A 22,358-nucleotide genomic window follows, 5' to 3' on the forward strand; every position below is an offset into this window, starting at 1 on the left:
ATGATGCCAGTTTTCATGGAATTATCGAAACCGCGTATGAAAAAACGTATACCTACCCTGCTGGCTACCATGATTGGTGCAGCGCTTTATAGTCAGCATGCACTGGCCGACGATCTGATGTCGCAGTGTATGCTGGGCGTGCCGAGCTACAACCGTCCGCTGGTCAGTGGCGACGCGAATTCGCTGCCGGTAACCATCAACTCTGACTCAGCAAAAGGGAACTATCCGAACGACGCGGTGTTCACCGGTAATGTTGATGTGCAGCAGGGGAACAGCCGTCTGGTTGCCGACGAGATGCAGCTGCATCAGCGTCAGCAGGACGGACAAACGACGCCGGTGCGTACCGTCGATGCGCTGGGTAATGTGCACTATGACGACAACCAGGTCATCCTGAAAGGTCCGAAAGCCTGGTCCAATCTGAACACCAAAGACACCAACGTGTGGAACGGTAATTATCAGATGGTCGGCCGTCAGGGTCGCGGTGATGCTGACCAGATGAAACTGCGCGGTAATAACCGCTATACCATTCTGGAAAACGGTAGCTTTACCTCCTGTCTGCCGGGTTCCAACAGCTGGAGCGTGGTCGGTTCGGAAGTGATTCAGGACCGTGAAGAAGAAGTGGCGGAGATCTGGAATGCGCGCTTCAAGCTCGGCAACGTGCCGGTGTTTTACAGCCCGTATCTGCAGCTGCCGATTGGCGACCGCCGCCGCTCCGGCTTCCTGATCCCTAACGCGAAATACGGCAGCAACAACGGCTTTGAATTCATGCTGCCGTACTACTGGAACATCGCGCCTCAGGCCGATGCCACCATTACGCCGCACTACATGAGCAAGCGCGGTCTGCAGTTGCAGAACGAGTTCCGCTACCTGACGCAGTTTGGTGCCGGCCTGTTAGAGCTGGACTATCTGCCGTCTGACAATCAGTACAACAAAGATAAAGCCGCGCGTCAGTCAGTGCAGAACGACAGCAATGACGACCGCTGGCTATTCTACTGGCGCCACTCCGGCGTCTACGATCAGCACTGGCGCTTCAACGCCAACTATACCAAAGTTAGCGATCCGTACTATTTCAATGATATCGACTCCAAATATTACAGTTCGACCAATAACTATGCGACGCAGAAATTTAGCCTTGGTTATGCAGATACTAATTGGGACGCTACCCTGTCGACTAAAGATTTTCAGGTCTTTGGCAACACTAGTTCTGCTAACGTCTATCGCGCCGAGCCGCAGCTTGACCTCAACGCCTACCAAAATGATATGGGCCCCTTTGACGGCCGTATTTATGCGCAGGCGGTAAAGTTTACCAACGTCAGCAACCGGATGCCGGAAGCGACGCGTTTGCATGTTGAACCTACACTTAACTTGCCGCTGTCGAACGGCTGGGCCAGCTTGGATACCGAAGCCAAACTTCTGGCAACGCATTATCAGCAGGACAATATCGAAAACTATAACAACCGCTTTAATCCTAACGCCATCAATAACAATAGTGGCCTGCTTAAAGACTCGGTAAATCGCACTCTTCCTCAATTTAAAGTTGATGGTCGCCTGGTATTTGACCGCAATATGGACTGGGCTGAAGGCTACACCCAGACGCTGGAACCGCGCGTGCAGTACCTGTATATCCCGTACCGCAACCAGAGCAACATCTATCCGTACGACTCCACGCTGCTGCAGACCGACTACACCGGCCTGTTCCGCGATCGCACCTACAGTGGCCTCGATCGTATCGCTTCGTCTAACGAAGTGGCGACCGGCGTGACCACGCGTATTTATGATAACGATCTGGTTGAACGTTTTAACGTTTCCGTGGGTCAAATCTACTCGTTTACCCCGTCTCGTACCGGCGTAAACCAGACGAATAAAGAAGATGATACCGGTAGCCTGGTGTGGGCGGGTGATACTTACTGGAAAGTCAGCGATCGCTGGGGCGTGCGCGGCGGCCTGCAATACGATACGCGGCTGGACAACGTTTCCCAGGGCAATGCCATTGTGGAATACCGTCGTGATGCCGACCGTATGGTGCAGCTGAGCTACCGCTACAGCAGCCCGGAGTATGTGGCGCAGGCGCTGAGTGATTCTGGTTTGATTGACAACCCTAGCTACCAGAAGATCTACAAAAACGGTATTTCGCAGGTGGGCGCCACGGCCAGCTGGCCGATTGCCGATGCCTGGTCGCTGGTGGGGGGTTACTACTATGACACCCGCAACAGCCGTCCGGCCGAGCAGCTAGTCGGTCTGCAGTACAGCTCCTGCTGCTACGCCATTCGTCTGGGTTACGAACGCAAGATCAACGGTTGGGAAAACAACGACAGCAAGTATGACAACCAAATCTCATTCAACATTGAGCTGCGTGGTCTGAGTTCTAACTATGGCTTAGGCACCAATGAAATGCTGCGTCAGGGCATCATCCCTTATCAGCGCGCTTTCTGATGTTGTGATATTTGACAGGCTATCCCGCAGTGCGGAAACAACAATGGATAAAGTATGAAGAACTGGAGAATGCTGATTCTTGGTGTGGCGATCACCGCTAACACTGCGTTCGCAGCCCCACAGATGGTCGATAAAGTTGCCGCAGTCGTGAACAACGGCGTGGTGCTGGAAAGTGACGTAGACAACATGCTGCGCACGGTGAAGTCACAGGCGCAGCAGGCTGGTCAGCAACTGCCGGATGACAAAACCCTGCGTCATCAGATCCTTGAACGCCAGGTCATGGATGCCATCATTCTGCAGATGGGCGAAAAAGCCGGTCTGCAGGTGAGCGATCAGCAACTGGATCAGGCGATCCAGAACATCGCCGCGCAGAACCGCATGAGCGTTGATCAGCTGCGCAGCCGTCTGGCCTATGACGGGATGAACTACAACGATTATCGCGCGCAGATCCGCAAAGAGATGTTGATCTCTGAAGTGCGTAACAATGAAGTGCGCCGTCGCGTCACCATTCTGCCGCAGGAAGTGGATACGCTGGCTAAGCAGATCGGCTCGCAGAATACCCAGGGCACCGAACTTAACATCAGCCAGATTCTGCTGCCGCTGCCGGAAAATCCAACTCAGCAGCAGGTTGACGACCAGGAAGCGCTGGCGCGTCAGCTGGTGGGTGAACTGAAAGGTGGTGCCGATTTCGGTAAACTGGCCGTGACCTACTCTGCCGATCCGCAGGCGCTGAAAGGCGGCAACATGGGCTGGGGCAAAATTGAAGAGCTGCCAACGCTATTCTCGCAGGCGCTGAGCAGCGCGAAGAAAGGCGACATCGTCGGCCCAATCCGCTCCGGCGTTGGCTTCCATATCCTGAAAGTGAACGACCTGCGCGGCGAGAGCAAAAACATTTCGGTCACCGAAGTGCATGCCCGCCACATTCTGCTGAAGCCGTCACCGATCCTAACCGACGATCAGGCACGTCAGAAGATTGAACAGATCGCCGCAGACATCAAGAGTGGCAAAACCACCTTCGCCGCTGCCGCGAAACAGTTCTCCGACGATCCGGGTTCAGCGAACCAGGGCGGCGACCTCGGCTGGGCGTCACCGGAAATCTACGATCCGGCGTTCCGTGATGCGCTGCTGAAGCTGCAGAAAGGCCAGGTCAGCGCGCCGGTGCACTCCTCCTTCGGCTGGCACCTGATTCAGCTGCTGGATACCCGTCAGGTGGATAAAACCGATGCCGCGCAGAAAGAGCGCGCTTACCGTCTGCTGTTCAACCGTAAGTTTGCCGAAGAAGCGCAAACCTGGATGCAGGAACAGCGCGCCAGTGCTTACGTGAAGATTCTGGATGGCAATGGTCAGTAATTATCGTGTGGCGATCACGCCCGGCGAACCCGCCGGGATTGGTCCCGATCTCGCCGTTGCGCTGGCTCAGCGTGACTGGCCGGTTGAGCTGGTGGTGTGCGCAGACGGCGACGTGCTGCGCCAGCGCGCGGCTCAACTGGGTTTGCCGCTGACGCTGCGTGACTATCAGCCCGGCGTGGCACCGCAGCCGCAGCAGGCCGGTACGCTGACGCTGCTGCCCATCGCGACGGCGCAGCCGGTGACCGCCGGCGAACTGACGGTCGCCAACGGTCATTACGTACTGGAGACGCTGGCCCGCGCCTGCGACGGCTGCCTCAGCGGCGAGTTTGCCGCGCTGGTAACCGGTCCGGTGCACAAAGGCGTGATCAATGACGCCGGCATCCCCTTCACCGGCCACACTGAGTTCTTTGCTGAGCGCGCCGGTGGCGATCGCGTGGTGATGATGCTGGCGACCGAAGCGTTGCGCGTGGCGCTGGCCACCACGCATCTGCCGCTGAAAGATGTCGCGAACGCCATCACCCGTGACAGCCTGCATGAAGTCATCACCATCCTGCATCAGGATTTGCAGCAAAAGTTTGGCATTCCGCAGCCGCATATCTTTGTCTGCGGGCTCAACCCGCATGCTGGCGAAAGCGGTCATATGGGCCGGGAAGAGATCGATACCATCATCCCGGCGCTCGACGAACTGCGCCAGCAGGGCCTGCAGCTCACCGGTCCGTTACCGGCGGATACGCTGTTTCAGCCGAAATATCTGCAGCACGCTGATGCAGTGCTGGCGATGTATCACGACCAGGGCCTGCCGGTGCTAAAATTCCAGGGATTTGGTCGCGCGGTGAATATCACCCTCGGCCTGCCATTTATCCGTACCTCTGTTGACCACGGCACCGCGCTGGAACTCGCCGGTCTGGGCAGCGCAGAGCCGGGCAGCTTTATTACGGCGCTTAACCTCGCCATCACTATGATCAAGAGCAGTAATGAATAATCGCGTCCATCAGGGGCACTACGCCCGTAAACGTTTCGGGCAGAACTTCCTGAACGATCAGTACATTATCGACAGCATCGTCTCCGCTATTCATCCGCAAAAGGGTGAAGCCATGGTGGAGATTGGCCCAGGGCTGGGTGCGTTAACCGAGCCGGTGGGCGAGCGTCTTGATGCGCTGACTGTCGTCGAGCTGGACCGCGACCTTGCCGCGCGTTTGCAGACGCACCCGTTCCTCGGTCCTAAGCTGACGATTTATCAGCAGGATGCGATGACCTTCGACTTCTCCGCGCTGTCAAAGGAGCAGGGTCAGCCGCTGCGCGTGTTTGGCAACCTGCCTTACAACATCTCGACGCCGCTGATGTTCCACCTTTTCAGCTATACTGGTTCGATTAAAGATATGCACTTCATGCTGCAGAAAGAGGTGGTTAACCGTCTGGTAGCCGGCCCGGGCAGCAAAGCTTACGGGCGTCTCAGCGTGATGGCGCAATATTATTGTCAGGTGATTCCGGTGCTGGAAGTGCCACCACAATCGTTCACCCCGCCACCGAAAGTGGATTCGGCGGTAGTGCGTCTGGTGCCCTTTACCCAGCCACCGTATCCGGTCAGCGATGTGCGTTTACTGAGCCGTATCACCACCGAAGCGTTTGGTCAGCGACGCAAAACCCTGCGTAACAGCCTGGGACACCTGTTCACGGCCGGTGCGCTGGATGAACTCAACATCGACGCCTCGCTGCGGGCAGAAAATGTCACCGTGGCGCAGTATTGCCAGCTGGCAAACTGGCTGGGCAATCATCAGGCTGAATCTGCGGAGAACTGAGTGCATGAGTGAACTGGCCCGCGTTTGTGTTCAGGTACTGAGTCAGTATGTGGAATCGCAATCCTCTCCCGATGAGGATCGCTACGTGTTTGCCTACACCATCACCATCCGTAACCTCGGGCGCAACAGCGTGCAGCTGCGCAGCCGCTACTGGCTAATCACCAATGGCAACGGGCGCGAGACCGAAGTGCAGGGTGAAGGCGTGGTCGGTGAGCAGCCGCATATCGCGCCCGGCAATGAGTTTCAGTACACCAGCGGTGCGGTTCTGGAAACGCCGATGGGCACCATGCAGGGACACTATGTGATGATCGACGAAGAGGGCGAGACCTTCCACGTGGAGATTCCGGTGTTCCGCCTCGCGGTGCAAACCCACATTCACTAATTCCTCCTCCGCCCGGCCAGTCCGGGCGGCGCGTTTTCATCGGACTGACTTAATGAGTACATACCTGATTGGCGATATTCACGGCTGTTATGACGAATTACGTGCGCTGCTGGCGCAGGTCAATTTCGATGCGCAGCAGGACGAGCTCTGGCTGACCGGCGACCTGGTAGCGCGCGGTCCGGGTTCGCTTGAGGTACTGCGCTACGTCAGGTCGCTCGGAGACTGTGTGCGCATGGTGCTGGGCAACCATGACCTGCATTTGCTGGCAGTGTATGCCGGTATCAGCCGTAACAAGCCCAAGGATCGCCTGACGCCCCTGCTGGAAGCGGACGATGCCGACGAGCTGATTAACTGGCTGCGGCGCCAGCCGCTGCTGCAGGTGGATGAAGAGAAAAAGCTGCTGATGGCTCATGCTGGCATTACGCCGCAGTGGGATCTGGAGACGGCACAGCAGTGCGCGCGCGAAGTTGAGGCGGTCTTATCCAGCGACAGCTATCCGCTGTTTCTCGATGCCATGTATGGCGACATGCCGAACAACTGGACACCGGAGCTGAGCGGACTGGCGCGCCTGCGTTTCAGCACCAATGCGCTGACGCGCATGCGCTTCTGTTTCCCCAATGGTCAGCTCGATATGATCTGCAAAGAGGCACCCGCCTCAGCGCCGCCGCCGCTGAAACCGTGGTTCCAGGTGCCCGGCAAAATCAGCAGCGATTATACGCAAATCTTTGGTCACTGGGCTTCGCTGGAAGGAAAAGGCACGCCAGAGCATGTGATCGGGCTCGACACCGGCTGCTGCTGGGGCGGAACGCTGACCCTGCTGCACTGGGAGAGCGGCCAGTATTACACCCAGGTCTCGAACCGTGACCAGGCCATGGCGGAAAGCGCGGTGAATGCGCCCTCCCCCCTGAGCGATATGCAGTAAACAAAAAGCCCCGCGATGTTAGCGGGGCTTTTTTTGGGTCACCATAAATGGCGACCCTACAACGACCATCTGTACCGTGACAGCCATCAGCCTGATATTGCACGGGTTTATCGCGTCAAAAACAGCGATTGATCCCTGCCTTTACAGGCTGCGCATTCATGCGCACCTGGCCATTCTCAACGGCGGCGATCCAGAATCTCAAAGCAGTAACTGTGCGAATTCTGCGCATCGGCATCGTGGAACTCACTGAACGTCGACTGCCACTCGTCCGGCTCGTAATCCGGAAACTGGGTGTCGCCTTCCACTTCCGCATCGATATGCGTCAGATACAGACGATCGGCGCGCGCCAGCATCTGCGCATAAATCCGGCCACCACCAATCACCATGATCTCTTCTGCCTCACCCGCTGCGGCAATCGCTTCTTCCGGCGACGTCACCCAGGTCACGCCGTCATGGTTGCCGGGCTGGCTGCTGACCACAATATTCAGGCGTCCCGGTAACGGGCGACCAATCGATTCAAAGGTCAGACGGCCCATAATCACCGGTTTGTTCAGCGTGTTGCGCTTGAACCACGCGAGGTCGGCAGGCAGGTGCCATGGCATGGCGTTTTCCATGCCAATAATACGATCTGCTGCCAGTGCCGCGATCAAACTAATCATGTTAAAAGACCTACAGGAAAAAAATTGGCGCAATGATACGTAAAGGTGAAACTTTCGTCGATAGGACGACCGTGCTATTTACGTAAAGCCCGCTTGGCTCGGCGTTTTGTCTGACCGACAGAGTTTTACTCCGGCTTTGCGGCCGTTAGCGGAAAGAGCCGCCAGAATTCGCGGTGAAGGCGCTACAACTCAGGGTGATGCTCAGCGCTGCCCGCGCGCTGTGTAAAGAAAAGCGCACTGTGCCCGCCAAAAAAAACGGCTCCCGCAGGAGCCGTTGATTTACGCATCAGAAATCGTAGCGCAGGCGCACCAGATTAACGTTGCCCAGAGATTTATCGGTACTGGAGGTGATCACGTACTCGTAGTCGACGCGGAAACCGTAGTCGAGCTGCGCGCTGACGCCCACGCCGTTATCGATACGCTTGTAGTTACGTCCGTTGACGAACTCCAGGCGATCGCCCATGAAGTACGGCTGGATGCTCTTCACAGCATACTGGCCGATCGGGAATTTATAACCGGCGAAGTATTCAACGCCCCACGCATCATCCGCGAAGTAGTTGTTAACGGTGTTGCGTTTAGTTGGCGAGAAGTTCTCATACCAGCCCGCACCGGCGGACAGCGTCCAGTTGTCCGGCGTCCAGCTCAGCGCGGTGCCGTAGATATTCTGGTCGTAACGCTTGCTGTCGCCATTGCCCGGATTGCGGATATCCGCGCGGGTGTAGTTCCACGCGGTGCCCCACGCCAGATCTTTGGTGATGTGATAGTTCACACCCAGCGAACCGCCGCCCTTACGCTTGTAGCGCAGGCCGTTACCCGGCAGATAATCGTCATCTTCAAACAAATAAGCGGCATAGACATCCGCATCGCCAAAGGTGTTTTTATACTTCAGCATCTTACGCGAGCGGTAAGATCCGTCGTAGTCACCGTTGATGCCGTTGCCCGGTGCCTGGGCCAGCATATCGTAGTCCCAGATATCGGTTTTAGCGCCGACGACATCGTAATAAACGCTGTTCTGCTGGCCAAAATAGAGCTCGCCCAGCGATGCGCTTTTGAAACCGGTATACAGCTGGCGACGCGTGGTGTTATGGGCGCCGTCCGCATAGTGGTTATCCCAGCCCCACCATGCCGGGAAGTTAACGCCCAGCTCGTAGTAACCCACCCAGCTGACATCGTCAAACAGGTAGTAGTTGGCGCTGAAACGGAAACGTGAACCGCCGTCGTAGCCGTTACGCTTATACGATTTATCGTTAACCCCGTTCTGGTGCAGATACTGCGGACGAATACTGCCGCCCACTTTGAAATCAAGACGGCTAAGCGGATCGCCGGCCTGCGGATCCTGCTTCAGCAGGGTGATTTCCGCCTGACTGGCTAGAGGTGCAGCAACAAGTAACGCAGCCACTGCGCTGAGAGTGAAAGCACGCATTTTCATTTTTATATCCCGTAAAGGTGAGCGCTCTATGATTGAGCTGCGGAATAGTACGGTGCGCTTAGCGGAGAGGTATTTATAATTTTGTGCGGATACGCCTGAATGTAACTGGTTTCGCATCAACTGATAAAAATTATGTCAAATCAATAGATTTGTAACGTATAAACTTATGCAGCACAGGCAAAACAGGCCAAAAAAAACGGCCCGCGCGGGGCCGTTTAGTCACAGAGCAGGCGGTTTAGCCTTTGATCTGCGCGTGCATTTCCTGCACCGAAATTACTTTTTCGGTCGGATCCGCATTCAGCGCCATCGCGGTGGCAAAACCACCGTTCAGCGTGGTGTCGTAATGCACTTTGTACTGCAGCGCGCTGCGGCGAATCAGTTTAGAATCCTCAATCGCCTGGCGTCCTGCGGTGGTGTTGACGATGTAGGTGTACTCACCGTTCTTCAGGCGATCCTGAATGTGCGGACGCCCTTCGTGCACCTTGTTCACCAGGCGCGGATTGATGCCGGCTTCACCCAGCACCACGGCGGTACCGTGCGTCGCATCCAGCTCGAAGCCAAACTTCTGCAGCTTCGCGGCCAGGTCAACAATACGTTTCTTGTCGCCTTCACGCACCGACAGCAGCGCACGCCCCTGCTTCTTCATATTGCTCTGCGCGCCCAGCATAGCTTTGCTGAATGCTTCCGCGAAGGTGCGGCCCACGCCCATCACTTCACCGGTCGAACGCATTTCCGGACCAAGAATCGGGTCCACGCCCGGGAATTTGTTGAACGGCAGCACCACTTCTTTTACCGAGTAGTACGGCGGAATCACCTCTTCGGTCACGCCCTGTTCAGCCAGGGTTTTGCCAGCCATCACGCGTGCAGCCACTTTCGCCAGCGGCACGCCGGTGGCTTTGGAGACAAACGGCACGGTACGCGCGGCACGTGGGTTCACCTCAATCAGGTAAACTTCGTTGTCCTTGACCGCAAACTGCACGTTCATCAGGCCACGTACGTTGAGTTCAAAGGCCAGCTTTTCCACCTGCTGGCGCATCACGTTCTGAATCTCAGTGCTCAGGGTGTACGCCGGCAGCGAACAGGCCGAGTCACCGGAGTGCACGCCCGCCTGCTCAATGTGTTCCATGATGCCGCCAATCAGCACGCGCTCGCCGTCGCAAATCGCATCGACGTCCACTTCCACCGCGTCATCGAGGAAACGATCCAGCAGCACTGGCGCATCGTTGGACACGGACACCGCAGTCTGGAAGTAGCGCTTAAGATCCACTTCGTCATAGACGATTTCCATCGCCCGGCCGCCCAGCACGTAGGAAGGACGCACCACCAGCGGATAGCCAATCCCTGCGGCTTTCTCTACCGCCTGTTCCAGCGTCGCCACCGTGGCGTTAGCTGGCTGTTTCAGTTTCAGGCGATCCACCGCCTGCTGGAAACGCTCACGGTCTTCCGCGCGGTCAATGGCATCCGGGCTGGTACCAATCACCGGCACGCCAGCCGCTTCCAGCGCGCGCGCCAGCTTCAGCGGCGTCTGGCCACCGTACTGCACGATAACGCCTTTTGGCTGCTCGATGCGCACGATCTCCAGCACGTCTTCCAGCGTTACCGGCTCGAAGTAGAGACGGTCTGAGGTGTCGTAATCAGTTGACACGGTTTCCGGGTTACAGTTGACCATGATGGTTTCGTAACCGTCTTCACGCAGCGCCAGCGCCGCATGCACGCAGCAGTAATCGAACTCAATGCCCTGACCGATACGGTTTGGCCCGCCGCCCAGAATCATGATTTTGTCGCGATCCTGATTAGGATTGGCTTCGCACTCTTCTTCATAGGTGGAGTACATGTAGGCGGTGTCCGTGGCGAACTCTGCCGCACAGGTATCCACGCGCTTGTAAACCGGATGCAGGTTGAACTGATGACGCAGCTTGCGGATTTCACTTTCCGCCACACCGGCCAGCGTTGCCAGACGCACATCGGCAAAGCCTTTACGCTTCAGCGCACGCAGGAAATCCGCGCTCAGCGAGTTGACACCTTCGCGCGCCACCTGCTCTTCCAGGCGCACCAGCTCTTCAATCTGCACCAGGAACCAGCGGTCAACGTTGGTCAGGTTAAACACGCCGTCGACCGACATGCCGGCACGGAACGCATCAGCGATATACCAGATGCGGTCAGAACCGGCATCTTTCAGCTCGCGGCGGATACGGGTCAGGGCTTCGCCATCATCCAGATCCACTTTCGGGTCGAAGCCGCTGGCGCCCACTTCCAGACCGCGCAGCGCTTTCTGCATCGACTCCTGGAACGTGCGGCCAATCGCCATCACTTCACCAACCGACTTCATCTGCGTGGTCAGACGGTCATTGGCACCGGCAAACTTCTCGAAGTTGAAGCGGGGAATCTTGGTGACGACGTAATCGATGGACGGTTCGAACGAGGCCGGCGTACGGCCACCGGTGATGTCGTTCATCAGTTCATCGAGGGTAAAGCCCACCGCCAGCTTGGCCGCGACTTTGGCAATCGGGAAGCCGGTCGCTTTCGAGGCCAGCGCTGAAGAACGCGACACGCGCGGGTTCATCTCAATAACGATCAGGCGGCCATCTTTCGGGTTCACCGAGAACTGGACGTTGGAACCGCCGGTTTCGACACCGATTTCACGCAGTACCGCCAGCGAGGCGTTACGCATGATCTGATACTCTTTATCGGTCAGCGTTTGGGCTGGCGCCACGGTGATGGAGTCACCGGTGTGAATCCCCATGGCGTCAAAGTTTTCGATCGAGCAGACGATGATGCAGTTGTCGTTTTTATCACGCACCACTTCCATCTCGTACTCTTTCCAGCCAATCAGCGACTCATCAATCAGCAGCTCATTGGTTGGCGACAGATCGAGGCCGCGCTCGCAAATCTCTTCAAACTCTTCGCGGTTGTAAGCGATACCGCCACCGGTGCCGCCCATGGTAAATGACGGACGAATGATGCACGGGAAACCAACCTCTTCCGCTACCGCCAGCGCTTCTTCCATGGTGTGCGCGATACCGGAACGTGCGGTATCCAGACCGATGCTCTTCATCGCCACGTCGAAGCGGCGACGGTCTTCGGCTTTATCAATCGCATCGGCGGTGGCACCAATCATGGTCACGCCAAACTCGGCCAGCACACCCTGGCGCTCCAGCTCCAGCGCACAGTTCAGCGCGGTCTGGCCCCCCATGGTCGGCAGCACCGCATCCGGGCGCTCTTTTTCAATGATTTTACGCACCACTTCCCAGTGGATAGGCTCGATGTAGGTCGCATCCGCCATTTCCGGGTCAGTCATGATGGTGGCCGGGTTAGAGTTCACCAGAATGACGCGGTATCCCTCTTCACGCAGCGCTTTACACGCCTGCGCACCTGAATAATCGAATTCACATGCCTGGCCAATCACAATCGGGCCAGCGCCAAGGATCAGGATAGATTTTATGTCAGTACGTTTTGGCATCGTGGGCTCCTGATTACTTCGCGTTAGAACGGTAAGCTTCGATCAGTTCGATAAAGTGATCGAACAGCGGCGCCGCATCGTGCGGGCCTGGGCTGGCTTCCGGATGTCCCTGGAAGCTGAACGCCGGTTTGTCGGTGCGGTGAATGCCCTGTACGGTCTGGTCAAACAGGGAAACATGGGTCACGCGCAGGTTAGCCGGCAGGTTGGTTTCATCGACGGCAAAACCGTGGTTCTGCGCGGTGATCATCACGGTGTTGTTATCGAGGTCTTTCACCGGATGGTTGCCACCGTGATGGCCAAGCTTCATCTTCACGGTTTTCGCACCGCTGGCCAGCGCCAGCAGCTGATGGCCAAGACAGATACCAAACACCGGAATGTCAGTTTTCAGGAAAGCCTGAATCGCGCTGATGGCGTAGTCGCACGGCTCCGGGTCGCCAGGGCCATTTGACAGGAAAATCCCGTCCGGATTCAGCGCCAGCACGTCATCAGCCGGCGTTTGCGCCGGGACAACCGTCAGGCGACAGCCGCGATCCACCAGCATGCGCAGAATGTTGCGCTTGGCGCCGTAGTCATAAGCCACCACGTGGAACGGCAGCGCGTCAGCGCTTTGCTGCTCGGGCAGGCCGCCTTTCAGCGCCCAGCTCCCCTGCTGCCACGCGTAGGTTTCCGCCGTGGTCACTTCTTTCGCCAGGTCCATGCCTTTCAGGCCCGGGAACGCCTGGGCTTTCTGCAACGCCAGCGCCGCATCCGGACTGTCGCCGGCGATGATGCAGCCGTTCAGCGCCCCTTTCTCACGCAGCAGGCGCGTCAGTTTGCGCGTATCGATATCGGCGATACCGACAATATTGTTGCGCTGCAGATAGGCTGACAGGCTCTCTTCGCTGCGGAAGTTGCTGGTAATCAGCGGCAGATCGCGGATGACGAGGCCCTGAGCATGGATTTGACTGGATTCTTCATCGGCGGCATTGGCACCAACGTTGCCGATATGAGGATAAGTGAGGGTGACGATCTGGCGGGAATAGGAAGGATCAGTGAGGATTTCTTGATAACCGGTCATTGACGTATTGAAAACGACCTCCCCCACTGCCGATCCCATTGCCCCGATGGCCCGACCGTGGAATTGGGTTCCGTCTTCCAGAACCAAGAGCGCTGACTTAATCAAAACATCCTCCAGGGAATAAACAGTCACAATATCTGCATATTAATTCAAAATGATGCGCTGAATCAATGCAAAAACCGCCTGACCGCTCGATTTTTGGCAAATTGCGCGCATTCTAATGATCGACCTGGTGATTGTCTACCCTGAGCGGTTATTTTTTTGTATATTTCGGGATACTGAATGTTAAAAGTGAAGCAAGGCGACAAAATAGTGAGAGATCTCCGATAAATAATCGGTTGCCTGACGCAATTAATGGCAAAACACCGGCTGAATGCGTATATTTTTGACCAAATGGTCAAAAAAAGCCACTCGACATGAAAAAACGTGCAGATAAGTCACAAAAATAACCATCACAAACAAAAATCACATTAAGATTGCCATTTTACAGACAAAATAAAGGGCAATGAAAACATTGCCCCGTTCAATCAATATCTTACCGATTGAAATAACCACATCACGATGGTTCACAACACTCACAACATCGATAAATCCAGCACATCACGCATATCATAAAGGCCAGATTTCTTATCTTTTAACCACGCAGCAGCCTTAACGGCCCCGTTGGCGAAGGTCATACGGCTGGAAGCCTTGTGCGTAATCTCTACGCGCTCGCCGATATCCGCAAACATCGCGGTGTGCTCACCGACAATATCGCCCGCGCGCACGGTGGCAAAGCCGATGGTTTGCGCCTTGCGCTCGCCGGTATGGCCTTCGCGCGCGTAAACCGCGTGCTCATCCAGCTTCCAGTGCATGGCGTCGGCAATCGCCTCTCCCATCGCCAGCGCCGTGCCTGATGGCGCATCCACTTTATGGCGGTGATGCGCTTCCACAATCTCGATATCCGCATAGTCGCCCATCACTTTTGCCGCCTGCTGTAACAGGTTAAGCACCAGATTGACGCCGACGCTGAAGTTCGCGGCAAATACGATGCCAATCTCTTCAGCCGCTTCACGGATGGCTGCCTTACCGGCTTCATCAAAACCGGTGGTGCCAATCACCATCGCTTTTTGATGCTGACGGCGAACGCCAGATATTCCAGCGTGCCTTCCGGACGGGTGAAATCGATCAGCACATCGAAATCATTCACCACCTGCTGCAGATCGTCGGTCACCCGTACGCCGGTTTTGCCGATTCCCGCCAGTTCACCGGCATCCGCCCCCAGCAGCGAGGAACCGCTGCGCGCCAGCGCCGCGCCTAACACCACGCCTTCCGCCTGCTGTGCGGCCTGAATCAGATTGCGTCCCATGCGACCCGGCGCACCAACAATAGCAATGCGGATTTCACTCATATTTATTCATTCCTGATACAAAACTATGCATGCAAAGCGTAAACAGGTTAACGGTCAGATAACAGTCACGCCACAATAATAACGGGATAATAAGAATTTTAGGCCAGCCGCGATAGATTATCAGTAAAAGCAATCCCGCCCGCTGGAAGTCACGGCTGAGGTGACAAAGGATAAAGAAAAGGCCGAACATTGTCGGCCTGTTTCTGTCAGCAAATTGAAGTGCTTACTGCACGTTGCGTACGTCGACGCGCAGCTCTTTCGGCACTTCAAACACGATATTCTCTTCACGGCCTATCAGCTCAATTGCCGCTTCGCCGCCCAGCTCACGCAGGCGCTGAATCACCTGCTGCACCAGAATATCCGGAGCCGAAGCGCCGGCGGTAACGCCGATACACTGCACGCCTTTGACCCACTCTTCCTGAATATCATCCGCAGAATCAATCAGCTTCGCCAGCTTGCCAGCACGCTGCGCCAGTTCCGCCAGACGATTCGAGTTGGAGGAGTTTTTCGAGCCGACCACCAGAACCACCTCCGCATCCTGCGCCAGCACACGCACGGCTTCCTGGCGGTTGGTGGTGGCATAGCAGATATCATCCTTACGCGGTCCGATGATTGCCGGGAAGCGCTGACGCAGCGCATCGATCACGTCCGAGGTATCATCCACCGACAGCGTGGTCTGCGTCATAAAGCACAGGTTGTTTTCATCTTTTACCTGCAGCTTAAACACATCCTCAGGCGACTCCACCAGATACATACCGCCGTTCGGGTTGCTGTACTGGCCCATGGTGCCTTCCACTTCCGGATGGCCGGCGTGGCCGATGAGAATCGCTTCCACACCTTTACGGCTGGCACGCGCCACTTCCATATGCACCTTAGTCACCAGCGGACAGGTGGCGTCAAACAGCATGGTGAGGCTGCGCGCTTTCGCTTCGGCGCGTACCGCCTGGGAAACGCCGTGTGCCGAGAAAATCAGGATGGCGTTGTCCGGTACTTCACTGATCTCTTCAATGAAGATCGCACCGCGCTCGCGCAGGCTGCTAACCACGTAGCGGTTATGCACCACTTCATGACGCACGTAGATTGGCGCGCCATACATCTCCAGCGCCCGCTCGACAATGCTGATGGCGCGGTCGACGCCTGCACAGAAACCGCGTGGGTTAGCTAACAGGATTTGCATCGCTGGCCTCCAGCACCGGATCGATCTCCAGCACTTCAATCTCGAATTTAATGCGCTGACCCGCCAGCGGATGGTTGAAATCGACGGTAATCGAGTCACCGGAAATTTCACGAATCACGCCCGGCATTTCGCTGCCGCCCATGCCGCTGAACAGCATGATGGCACCGACTTCCGGCTCGCCCGCGTCGATGAAATCACGGCGCGAGAAGTACTGGATCAGATCCGGGCTGGCAGCGCCAAAGGCGTCTTCCGGCTCGAGCGTAAAGGCGTGCTGATCGCCCACTTTACGCCCGACCAGCTCCTGCTCCAGCGCCGCCGACAGGCTGCCATCTCCCAGACGGAACAGCGCAGGCTTGCCGTTGGCGCGCGTGGATTCAGCCGTCGAGCCATCCTCCAGCTTCAGTGTAAAATGCACCAGCAGCGCGCTGTCGCGCTGAACGATGTCTGTCATCTGTTACCCTTATTTATTCGTGACCTGTTTGCCTTTCGGGCTGAGAAAGCCCTCCAGCACCACCAGCGCCGCACCGATGCAGATTCCGCAGTCGGCAATGTTAAAGGTGGCGAAGTGCCAGTCACCGACATAGAAGTCGATAAAGTCGACCACAAAGCCGTGCCAGGCACGATCAAACAGGTTACCCAGCGCCCCGCCAATAATCAGCGCGTAGGCAATGTTGGTTAATTTATTGCTGGCGCGATTGCGATACATCATCACCAGCAGCGACACCACAATGGCGATGGCAATACCGGCAAAGAACCAGCGCTGCCAGCCGCCTTTGTCTGCCAGGAAGCTGAACGCCGCGCCATAGTTGTGCGCGTAGAACAGGTTCAGGAACGGCATCAGCGGCTGGGTTTCATGCAGCATCATGTTGTTCATGACCCACTGCTTGCTGGCAAAATCGACCACGATCACCACCAGCACCAGCCATACCCAGCGCAGTCCGGTTGAGCACAGTTTACTCATCAGGCAAATTTCCGCACTTCACCGTTTCCGGCTACGTTGGTGTAGCAACGTCCACACACCGCAGCATGCTCCGGATTCTGGCCGACGTCAGTAGTGTAATGCCAGCAGCGCGGACATTTCTCGCCTTCTGCTTTATGCAGCGCGATTTTCAGACCTTTTAACAGCTCGCTCTGCTGTGCTTCGTCGCTGGCCGTCACATAATCCGCCACGGTCGCGCCCGAGGTCAGCAGCACGAAACGCAGCTCATCGCCCAGCGCCTGCAGCTTCGCCGCCAGTTCCGGATCGGCGTACAGCGTGACGGTGGCTTCGAGTGCGCCGCCGATGCGTTTGTCGCTGCGCGCCTGCTCAATAACCTTGTTTACTTCACCGCGCACTTTCAGCAGTTCTGCCCAGTAAGCATCATTCAGCGCTTCATCCTGCGCCAGACCAAACAGGCCCTGATACCACTCTTCGGTGAACACGTACTGTGGACGCTCGCCAGGCAGATAGCCCCAGATCTCATCCGCGGTGAACGACATGATCGGCGCCATCCAGCGCACCAGCGCTTCAGCGATATGCCACAGCGCGGTCTGGCAGCTGCGACGCGCCAGGCTGTCGCCCTTCGCGGTGTACTGACGATCTTTGATCACGTCGAGGTAGAACGAGCCCATCTCAATGGAGCAGAAGTGCATCAGACGCTGCACCACTTCGTGGAAATCGTAGTTCTCGTACGACTGCACAATATCCTGCTGTGCCGCCAGCGCACGGCCGACAGCCCAGCGATCCACTACCACCATTTCTTCCGGGCTGACGCAGTCTGTCGCCGGATTGAAGCCTGCAAGGTTGGCCAGCAGGAAGCGCGCGGTGTTACGGATACGGCGATAGCTGTCGGCGGCCCGTTTCAGGATTTCGTCGGATACGGCCATCTCACCGGAGTAGTCGGTTGAGGCCACCCACAGACGCAGAATATCCGCGCCCAGCTTGTCCATCACGTCCTGCGGTGCCACGGTATTGCCGATGGATTTCGACATTTTGCGGCCCTGACCGTCGACGGTAAAGCCGTGGGTCAGTACCTGACGGTAAGGCGCTTTGCCTTTCATCGCCGTGGAGATCATCAGCGACGACATGAACCAGCCGCGATGCTGATCCGAGCCTTCCAGATACATATCCGGTGCGTGCCCGTCAAATTCCGGACGCGCATCCACCACCGAGAAGCTGGTCGATCCGGAGTCAAACCAGACGTCGAGGGTATCCGGCACTTTGACGTAGTGATCGGCGTCATCGCCCATCAGATCGCGCGGATCGAGATCCCACCACGCCTGAATGCCGTCCTGCTCGACGCGCTGCGCCACTTTCTCCATCAGCTCCAGCGTATCCGGGTGCAGCTGCTCGCTCTCTTTATGGACGAACAGCGCCATCGGCACGCCCCAGGTGCGCTGACGCGAGATGCACCAGTCCGGACGGTTAGCGACCATCGCTTCGATACGCGCCTGACCCCAGTCCGGGATCCACTGCACGCCTTTGATCTCTTTCAGCGACTGCGCACGCAGGCCTTTCTGATCCATGCTGATAAACCACTGCGGCGTAGCCCGGAAGATGATTGGCGTTTTATGACGCCAGCAGTGCGGATAGCTGTGCAGCAGTTTTTCCACGTGCAGCAGCGCGCCTTTCTCCTGCAGCAGCGCAACGATCATGTCGTTGGCTTTAAATACGTTAACGCCATCCAGGGTTGGATAGGTGCCCGGCAGATACGCGCCGTCCGGTCCGACCGGGTTAGCGGTTTCGATGCCGTACTTCTGGCCGATCACATAGTCATCCGGACCGTGGCCTGGCGCGGTGTGCACCGCACCGGTACCGGCGTCCAGCGTGACGTGCTCGCCCAGCACCACTTTCGACTGGATCTGCTCAAGGAACGGATGCTGGAACAGCTGCAGCTCCAGCGCGGCGCCTTTGCATTCGCCCAGCACCTGCCACTCGCTGATGCCCGCGCGTTTCAGCACCGATTCCACCAGATCTTTCGCGAGGATCAGGCTGCGGCCGGCAATCTGCACCAGCTGGTAGTCGAATTCCGGATGCAGCGAGATGGCGCGGTTTGCCGGCATAGTCCACGGCGTGGTGGTCCAGATAACCAGTGAAACCGGGCCTTCCGACGCCGCAACGCCAAACTTCGCGCGTACCGCGTCGGCGTCCAGCGCGTTAAACATCACGTCGATAGAAGGTGAGGTTTTGTCGTAATACTCCACTTCCGCTTCCGCCAGCGCGGAACGGCAGTCCATGCACCAGTGCACCGGCTTGGCGCCTTTGTGCAGATGGCCATTACCGATGATCTTGCCCAGCGCGCGAATGATGTTGGCTTCGGTCTGGAAATTCATGGTCAGATAAGGACGATCCCAGTCGCCGAGCACGCCAAGGCGGATGAAGTCCTTCTTCTGGCCTTCAACCTGCTCCGCCGCGTAGTTGCGGCAGGCTGCGCGGAATTCAGCTGCGCTGACTTTCTCGCCTGGCTTGCCGATCATCTGCTCAACTTTGTGCTCAATCGGTAAGCCGTGGCAGTCCCAGCCGGGAACATACGGCGAGTCAAAGCCCGCCATGCCCTTCGACTTAACGATAATATCTTTCAGAATCTTGTTAACTGAGTGACCAATATGAATGCTGCCGTTCGCATACGGAGGGCCATCATGCAGGATAAAGGTTTTTTTCCCTTTTTTGGCTGCGCGGATGATGCCGTACAGGTTGTCATCATACCAACGTTGCAGCATTCCCGGTTCGCGTTTGGCCAGATCGCCACGCATCGGGAACCCCGTTTCCGGCAAATTCAGGGTAGATTTATAGTCACTCATCAGATTCTCGGTTCCGTATTTCGGTCATTAAACCGGTGTTTTTAGCCCAAAAAATTGGCGGGCCGTCACCACATCTTTCGCAATTTGTTCTTTCAGCGCGTCCAGCGAAGCGAAACGCTGTTCGTCGCGAATCTTCTGCTTCAGCACCACCTCAATGTGGCGCCCATAAAGATTCATATGTGTGTCGAGCAGGTGAACTTCAAGCTGCTGACGCAGACCTTTTACCGTCGGGCGCGTACCAATGTTTGCCACGCCGGGAATCGGCTGCTCGCCCAGCCCCAGCACTTCTACCGCAAAGACACCTTTTACCGGCGTCACGGTGCGTCGAAGCGGGAGATTGGCGGTCGGGAAACCAATGGTGCGTCCCAGTGCATCACCGTGCACCACGCGGCCAGAAATACTGAACGGATGACCGAGCAGCAGCTGCGCCTGAGCAAAATCGTCCTGCGCCAGCGCCTGACGTACCGCCGTACTGCTGATACGTTTGCCGCCATCACAATAGGTCTGGGTGCTGATGACCTCAAAGCCATACTCCGCACCGGCTTTCTGTAATAACAGGAAATCCCCCTGGCGACCAGCGCCAAAGCGGAAATCATCCCCCACTGCGAGGAATTTCACATTGAGCTTGTCGACCAGCAGTTCGCTGATAAAGCTTTGTGCTGAGTGTGCCGCAAACCGGCGATCGAAGCGCACGCACACCACGGCATCAACGCCCGCCAGTGCGAGGTATTTGAGCTTTTCACGCAGACGCGTCAGGCGCGCCGGCGCTTTGTCGCCGGCAAACAGCTCCAGCGGCTGTGGCTCAAACAGCATCACCACCACCGGCAGGTTGCGTTTACGTCCTTCGGCAATTAACTCCGCCATCAGCGCCTGGTGGCCGCGATGCACGCCGTCAAAATTACCAATGGTCAGGACGCAGCCGCGATGCTGCTCTTTCAGATTGTAAATACCGCGGATAAACTTCATGGCTGACTCAAACCGGTGGAAATCGGCGGATTATACCCTTGAATAGCGTTCAGGTTAACCCGTCTGCGTGCCTTTCCTGCGCCTGATTCAGCGTCAGGCGCCCGCTGGCTGGCGGCTCCGGCCCCATCACAACAATTTTGTTGCGAAATACTGTATTCAGCGCGGTGTTGCTGGTAGAATCTTGCGCCATCAATTACGTAAGCGGGTGTCGTAGTTAAAACGACGCTTTATTGCACAAATCCATTGACAAAAGAAGGCGCAAAAGGCATAGTCCTCGGCCTTTGATTTGTCCATATAGAACACATTTGGGAGTTGGACCTTGGCTAATATCAAATCAGCTAAGAAACGCGCCGTAACATCTGAGAAACGTCGCAAGCATAACGCGAGCAATCGTTCTATGATGCGTACTTTCATCAAGAAAGTATACGCGGCTATCGCAACCGGCGACAAAGCTGCTGCGCAGAACGCATTCAACGAAATGCAACCAATCGTGGACCGTCAGGCTGCTAAAGGTCTGATCCACAAAAACAAAGCTGCACGTCATAAAGCAAACCTGACTGCTCAGATCAACAAACTGGCTTAATCGCCGTCTGTTTATCGCTTTGTTAAAAGAACCGGCGCTTCGCCGGTTTTTTTATGCCTGCGATCCGTGGCTGAACAGCGCGCTGAAGTCGCGATGGCAGATGCTCTGCACCGCCGGATGCTGAATCATACGCGCGGCAAAAATAACGTGATACTCCTCCATCACCGTCTCCAGCCTGCCGATCTCGCGCACGCTATCGTCACGATAGACGTCATCTCCGTACAGCGTCGGTGCGACAAAGATCGCGTTGTTCTGCGCGCCAAACGCCTTCATCAGCGCCGCATCATCAAATTCACCGAGAATCTCAACCTGTAACCCCTGGCTGTGGATCCAGTTCAGCAGCTTGCGCCCCAGCATCGAACGCCGGCCGGGCAGCAGCAGGCGCCGCTGCTCCAGACAGGCCGGAAACGGCAGCTCAGGCAGTGGCGCATTACACCAGAAGCTAACCGGACATTCGCCGAGCTTGACCGAAAACAGCCCGGCCTGCTGGGTTGAATCTATCGGGCAGTCGGAGAGGATCATATCCAGCTTGTGCTGGCTGAGCTGCTCCAGCAGCATTTCATGCGTTGATTCAAAGCAGCGCAGCTGAATTTTCTCGCCGGCCATCACCACCGTTTCCAGCACCTTGCTCACCAACTGTTTTGACAGCGCATCCGCCACGCCAACATCAAACAGCAGATGCGACTCCTTGCGGTAGTTAACGATATCAAGCATTTCCTGGCTGAGCATAAACATGCGATCGGCATAGCGGAACACCAGCTGCCCCAGCTCGGTGGGCACCAGACCGCGCCCCTGACGGCGAAACAGCACGCCATCCAGCTGCTCTTCCAGCGCTTTGATCTGGCCGGTTACGGTCTGCGGCGTGAGGCACAGCACTTCAGCGGCGCGCACCACCGAACCGGTTTTGCACACCTGCCAGAAGTAGTAGAGATGATTAAAATTGAGCTGATTCATACCATAAAGGAGGCTTG

Annotated in this window: 17 protein-coding genes and 1 pseudogene; 7 read left to right on the forward strand and 11 right to left on the reverse strand. The window is 56.7% G+C overall.

From position 1 onward, the window contains the following. Positions 1-36 precede the first annotated feature (36 nt). From lptD to apaH, 6 genes are read left to right on the forward strand one after another with little or no spacing between them, the layout of a single operon-like run. Positions 37-2,433 (forward strand): LPS assembly protein LptD, encoded by a 2,397-nt coding sequence (gene lptD / locus ABVR31_RS15745; protein WP_372773409.1) that lies wholly within the window; start codon positions 37-39, stop codon positions 2,431-2,433. Positions 2,434-2,487: 54 nt separating this feature from the next. Further along, positions 2,488-3,783, forward strand: coding sequence for a peptidylprolyl isomerase SurA (gene surA, locus ABVR31_RS15750; protein WP_031279707.1), 1,296 nt, complete (start codon positions 2,488-2,490; stop codon positions 3,781-3,783). Next, positions 3,773-4,765: a 4-hydroxythreonine-4-phosphate dehydrogenase PdxA gene (gene pdxA, locus ABVR31_RS15755; protein WP_031279708.1), complete on the forward strand. Its 993-nt coding sequence runs from the start codon at positions 3,773-3,775 to the stop codon at positions 4,763-4,765. The genes surA and pdxA overlap by 11 nt, the downstream gene beginning before the upstream one ends. Continuing rightward, on the forward strand, positions 4,758-5,582 hold the full coding sequence (gene rsmA / locus ABVR31_RS15760) for a 16S rRNA (adenine(1518)-N(6)/adenine(1519)-N(6))-dimethyltransferase RsmA (RefSeq protein WP_021507587.1): 825 nt from the start codon (positions 4,758-4,760) through the stop codon (positions 5,580-5,582). Before pdxA ends, rsmA begins: the two co-directional genes overlap by 8 nt. Positions 5,583-5,586: 4 nt before the next feature. Beyond that, on the forward strand, positions 5,587-5,964 hold the full coding sequence (apaG, locus tag ABVR31_RS15765; RefSeq protein WP_021507588.1) for a Co2+/Mg2+ efflux protein ApaG: 378 nt from the start codon (positions 5,587-5,589) through the stop codon (positions 5,962-5,964). Between the two features lie 52 nt (positions 5,965-6,016). Further along, positions 6,017-6,886, forward strand: a complete 870-nt coding sequence (gene apaH / locus ABVR31_RS15770) for a bis(5'-nucleosyl)-tetraphosphatase (symmetrical) ApaH (protein ID WP_058759644.1) — start codon at positions 6,017-6,019, stop codon at positions 6,884-6,886. Between the two features lie 176 nt (positions 6,887-7,062). Here the strand turns inward: apaH and folA are convergent, their stop codons facing one another. The 10 genes and pseudogenes from folA to ribF all read right to left on the reverse strand — a co-directional run bounded on the left by folA (position 7,063) and on the right by ribF (position 20,804). Further along, the gene (gene folA, locus ABVR31_RS15775; RefSeq protein WP_031279709.1) at positions 7,063-7,545 is read right to left on the reverse strand and encodes a type 3 dihydrofolate reductase; all 483 of its coding nucleotides are present in this window, start codon (positions 7,543-7,545) and stop codon (positions 7,063-7,065) included. Between the two features lie 286 nt (positions 7,546-7,831). Beyond that, complete coding sequence (locus tag ABVR31_RS15780) at positions 7,832-8,974, reverse strand: porin (protein ID WP_058774843.1); 1,143 nt, start codon at positions 8,972-8,974, stop codon at positions 7,832-7,834. 235 nt (positions 8,975-9,209) lie between these two features. Then, positions 9,210-12,434 (reverse strand): carbamoyl-phosphate synthase large subunit, encoded by a 3,225-nt coding sequence (gene carB, locus ABVR31_RS15785; RefSeq protein ID WP_021507592.1) that lies wholly within the window; start codon positions 12,432-12,434, stop codon positions 9,210-9,212. A 13-nt stretch (positions 12,435-12,447) separates the two neighbouring features. Further along, on the reverse strand, positions 12,448-13,596 hold the full coding sequence (gene carA, locus ABVR31_RS15790) for a glutamine-hydrolyzing carbamoyl-phosphate synthase small subunit (protein ID WP_238561184.1): 1,149 nt from the start codon (positions 13,594-13,596) through the stop codon (positions 12,448-12,450). Between the two features lie 470 nt (positions 13,597-14,066). Next, positions 14,067-14,881: pseudogene (dapB, locus tag ABVR31_RS15795) on the reverse strand (4-hydroxy-tetrahydrodipicolinate reductase). A gap of 223 nt (positions 14,882-15,104) precedes the next feature. Next, on the reverse strand, positions 15,105-16,058 hold the full coding sequence (gene ispH / locus ABVR31_RS15800) for a 4-hydroxy-3-methylbut-2-enyl diphosphate reductase (protein WP_021507596.1): 954 nt from the start codon (positions 16,056-16,058) through the stop codon (positions 15,105-15,107). Further along, positions 16,039-16,509, reverse strand: a complete 471-nt coding sequence (fkpB, locus tag ABVR31_RS15805; protein ID WP_021507597.1) for an FKBP-type peptidyl-prolyl cis-trans isomerase — start codon at positions 16,507-16,509, stop codon at positions 16,039-16,041. The genes ispH and fkpB overlap by 20 nt, the downstream gene beginning before the upstream one ends. A 9-nt stretch (positions 16,510-16,518) precedes the next feature. Further along, entirely contained in the window at positions 16,519-17,019 is a 501-nt protein-coding gene (gene lspA, locus ABVR31_RS15810; protein ID WP_021507598.1) for a signal peptidase II, read from the reverse strand. Then, positions 17,019-19,838 (reverse strand): isoleucine--tRNA ligase, encoded by a 2,820-nt coding sequence (gene ileS / locus ABVR31_RS15815; protein WP_088516070.1) that lies wholly within the window; start codon positions 19,836-19,838, stop codon positions 17,019-17,021. Before ileS ends, lspA begins: the two co-directional genes overlap by 1 nt. 27 nt (positions 19,839-19,865) lie before the next feature. Beyond that, entirely contained in the window at positions 19,866-20,804 is a 939-nt protein-coding gene (gene ribF / locus ABVR31_RS15820) for a bifunctional riboflavin kinase/FAD synthetase (RefSeq protein WP_150059233.1), read from the reverse strand. 319 nt (positions 20,805-21,123) lie between these two features. On the opposite strand from ribF, the gene rpsT reads away from it, so the two are divergent. Then, on the forward strand, positions 21,124-21,387 hold the full coding sequence (gene rpsT / locus ABVR31_RS15825; RefSeq protein ID WP_013507813.1) for a 30S ribosomal protein S20: 264 nt from the start codon (positions 21,124-21,126) through the stop codon (positions 21,385-21,387). Between the two features lie 51 nt (positions 21,388-21,438). On the opposite strand, the gene nhaR is transcribed toward rpsT, so the two are convergent. After that, complete coding sequence (nhaR, locus tag ABVR31_RS15830) at positions 21,439-22,341, reverse strand: transcriptional activator NhaR (RefSeq protein WP_372773415.1); 903 nt, start codon at positions 22,339-22,341, stop codon at positions 21,439-21,441. Positions 22,342-22,358: the final 17 nt, after the last annotated feature.

It is taken from the genome of Pantoea sp. WEP (assembly GCF_041678305.1).
Lineage (GTDB): Bacteria > Pseudomonadota > Gammaproteobacteria > Enterobacterales > Enterobacteriaceae > Pantoea > Pantoea dispersa.

Coding starts and splice junctions, on each gene's coding strand:
- surA (WP_031279707.1), top strand. CDS start 2,488: ATGAAGAACTGGAGAATGCTGATTCTTGGTGTGGCGATCACCGCTAAC.
- ABVR31_RS15780 (WP_058774843.1), bottom strand. CDS start 8,974: ATGAAAATGCGTGCTTTCACTCTCAGCGCAGTGGCTGCGTTACTTGTT.
- folA (WP_031279709.1), bottom strand. CDS start 7,545: ATGATTAGTTTGATCGCGGCACTGGCAGCAGATCGTATTATTGGCATG.
- apaG (WP_021507588.1), top strand. CDS start 5,587: ATGAGTGAACTGGCCCGCGTTTGTGTTCAGGTACTGAGTCAGTATGTG.
- ribF (WP_150059233.1), bottom strand. CDS start 20,804: ATGAAGTTTATCCGCGGTATTTACAATCTGAAAGAGCAGCATCGCGGC.
- apaH (WP_058759644.1), top strand. CDS start 6,017: ATGAGTACATACCTGATTGGCGATATTCACGGCTGTTATGACGAATTA.
- ileS (WP_088516070.1), bottom strand. CDS start 19,838: ATGAGTGACTATAAATCTACCCTGAATTTGCCGGAAACGGGGTTCCCG.
- lspA (WP_021507598.1), bottom strand. CDS start 17,019: ATGAGTAAACTGTGCTCAACCGGACTGCGCTGGGTATGGCTGGTGCTG.
- ispH (WP_021507596.1), bottom strand. CDS start 16,058: ATGCAAATCCTGTTAGCTAACCCACGCGGTTTCTGTGCAGGCGTCGAC.
- carB (WP_021507592.1), bottom strand. CDS start 12,434: ATGCCAAAACGTACTGACATAAAATCTATCCTGATCCTTGGCGCTGGC.
- pdxA (WP_031279708.1), top strand. CDS start 3,773: ATGGTCAGTAATTATCGTGTGGCGATCACGCCCGGCGAACCCGCCGGG.
- fkpB (WP_021507597.1), bottom strand. CDS start 16,509: ATGACAGACATCGTTCAGCGCGACAGCGCGCTGCTGGTGCATTTTACA.
- nhaR (WP_372773415.1), bottom strand. CDS start 22,341: ATGAATCAGCTCAATTTTAATCATCTCTACTACTTCTGGCAGGTGTGC.
- lptD (WP_372773409.1), top strand. CDS start 37: ATGAAAAAACGTATACCTACCCTGCTGGCTACCATGATTGGTGCAGCG.
- rsmA (WP_021507587.1), top strand. CDS start 4,758: ATGAATAATCGCGTCCATCAGGGGCACTACGCCCGTAAACGTTTCGGG.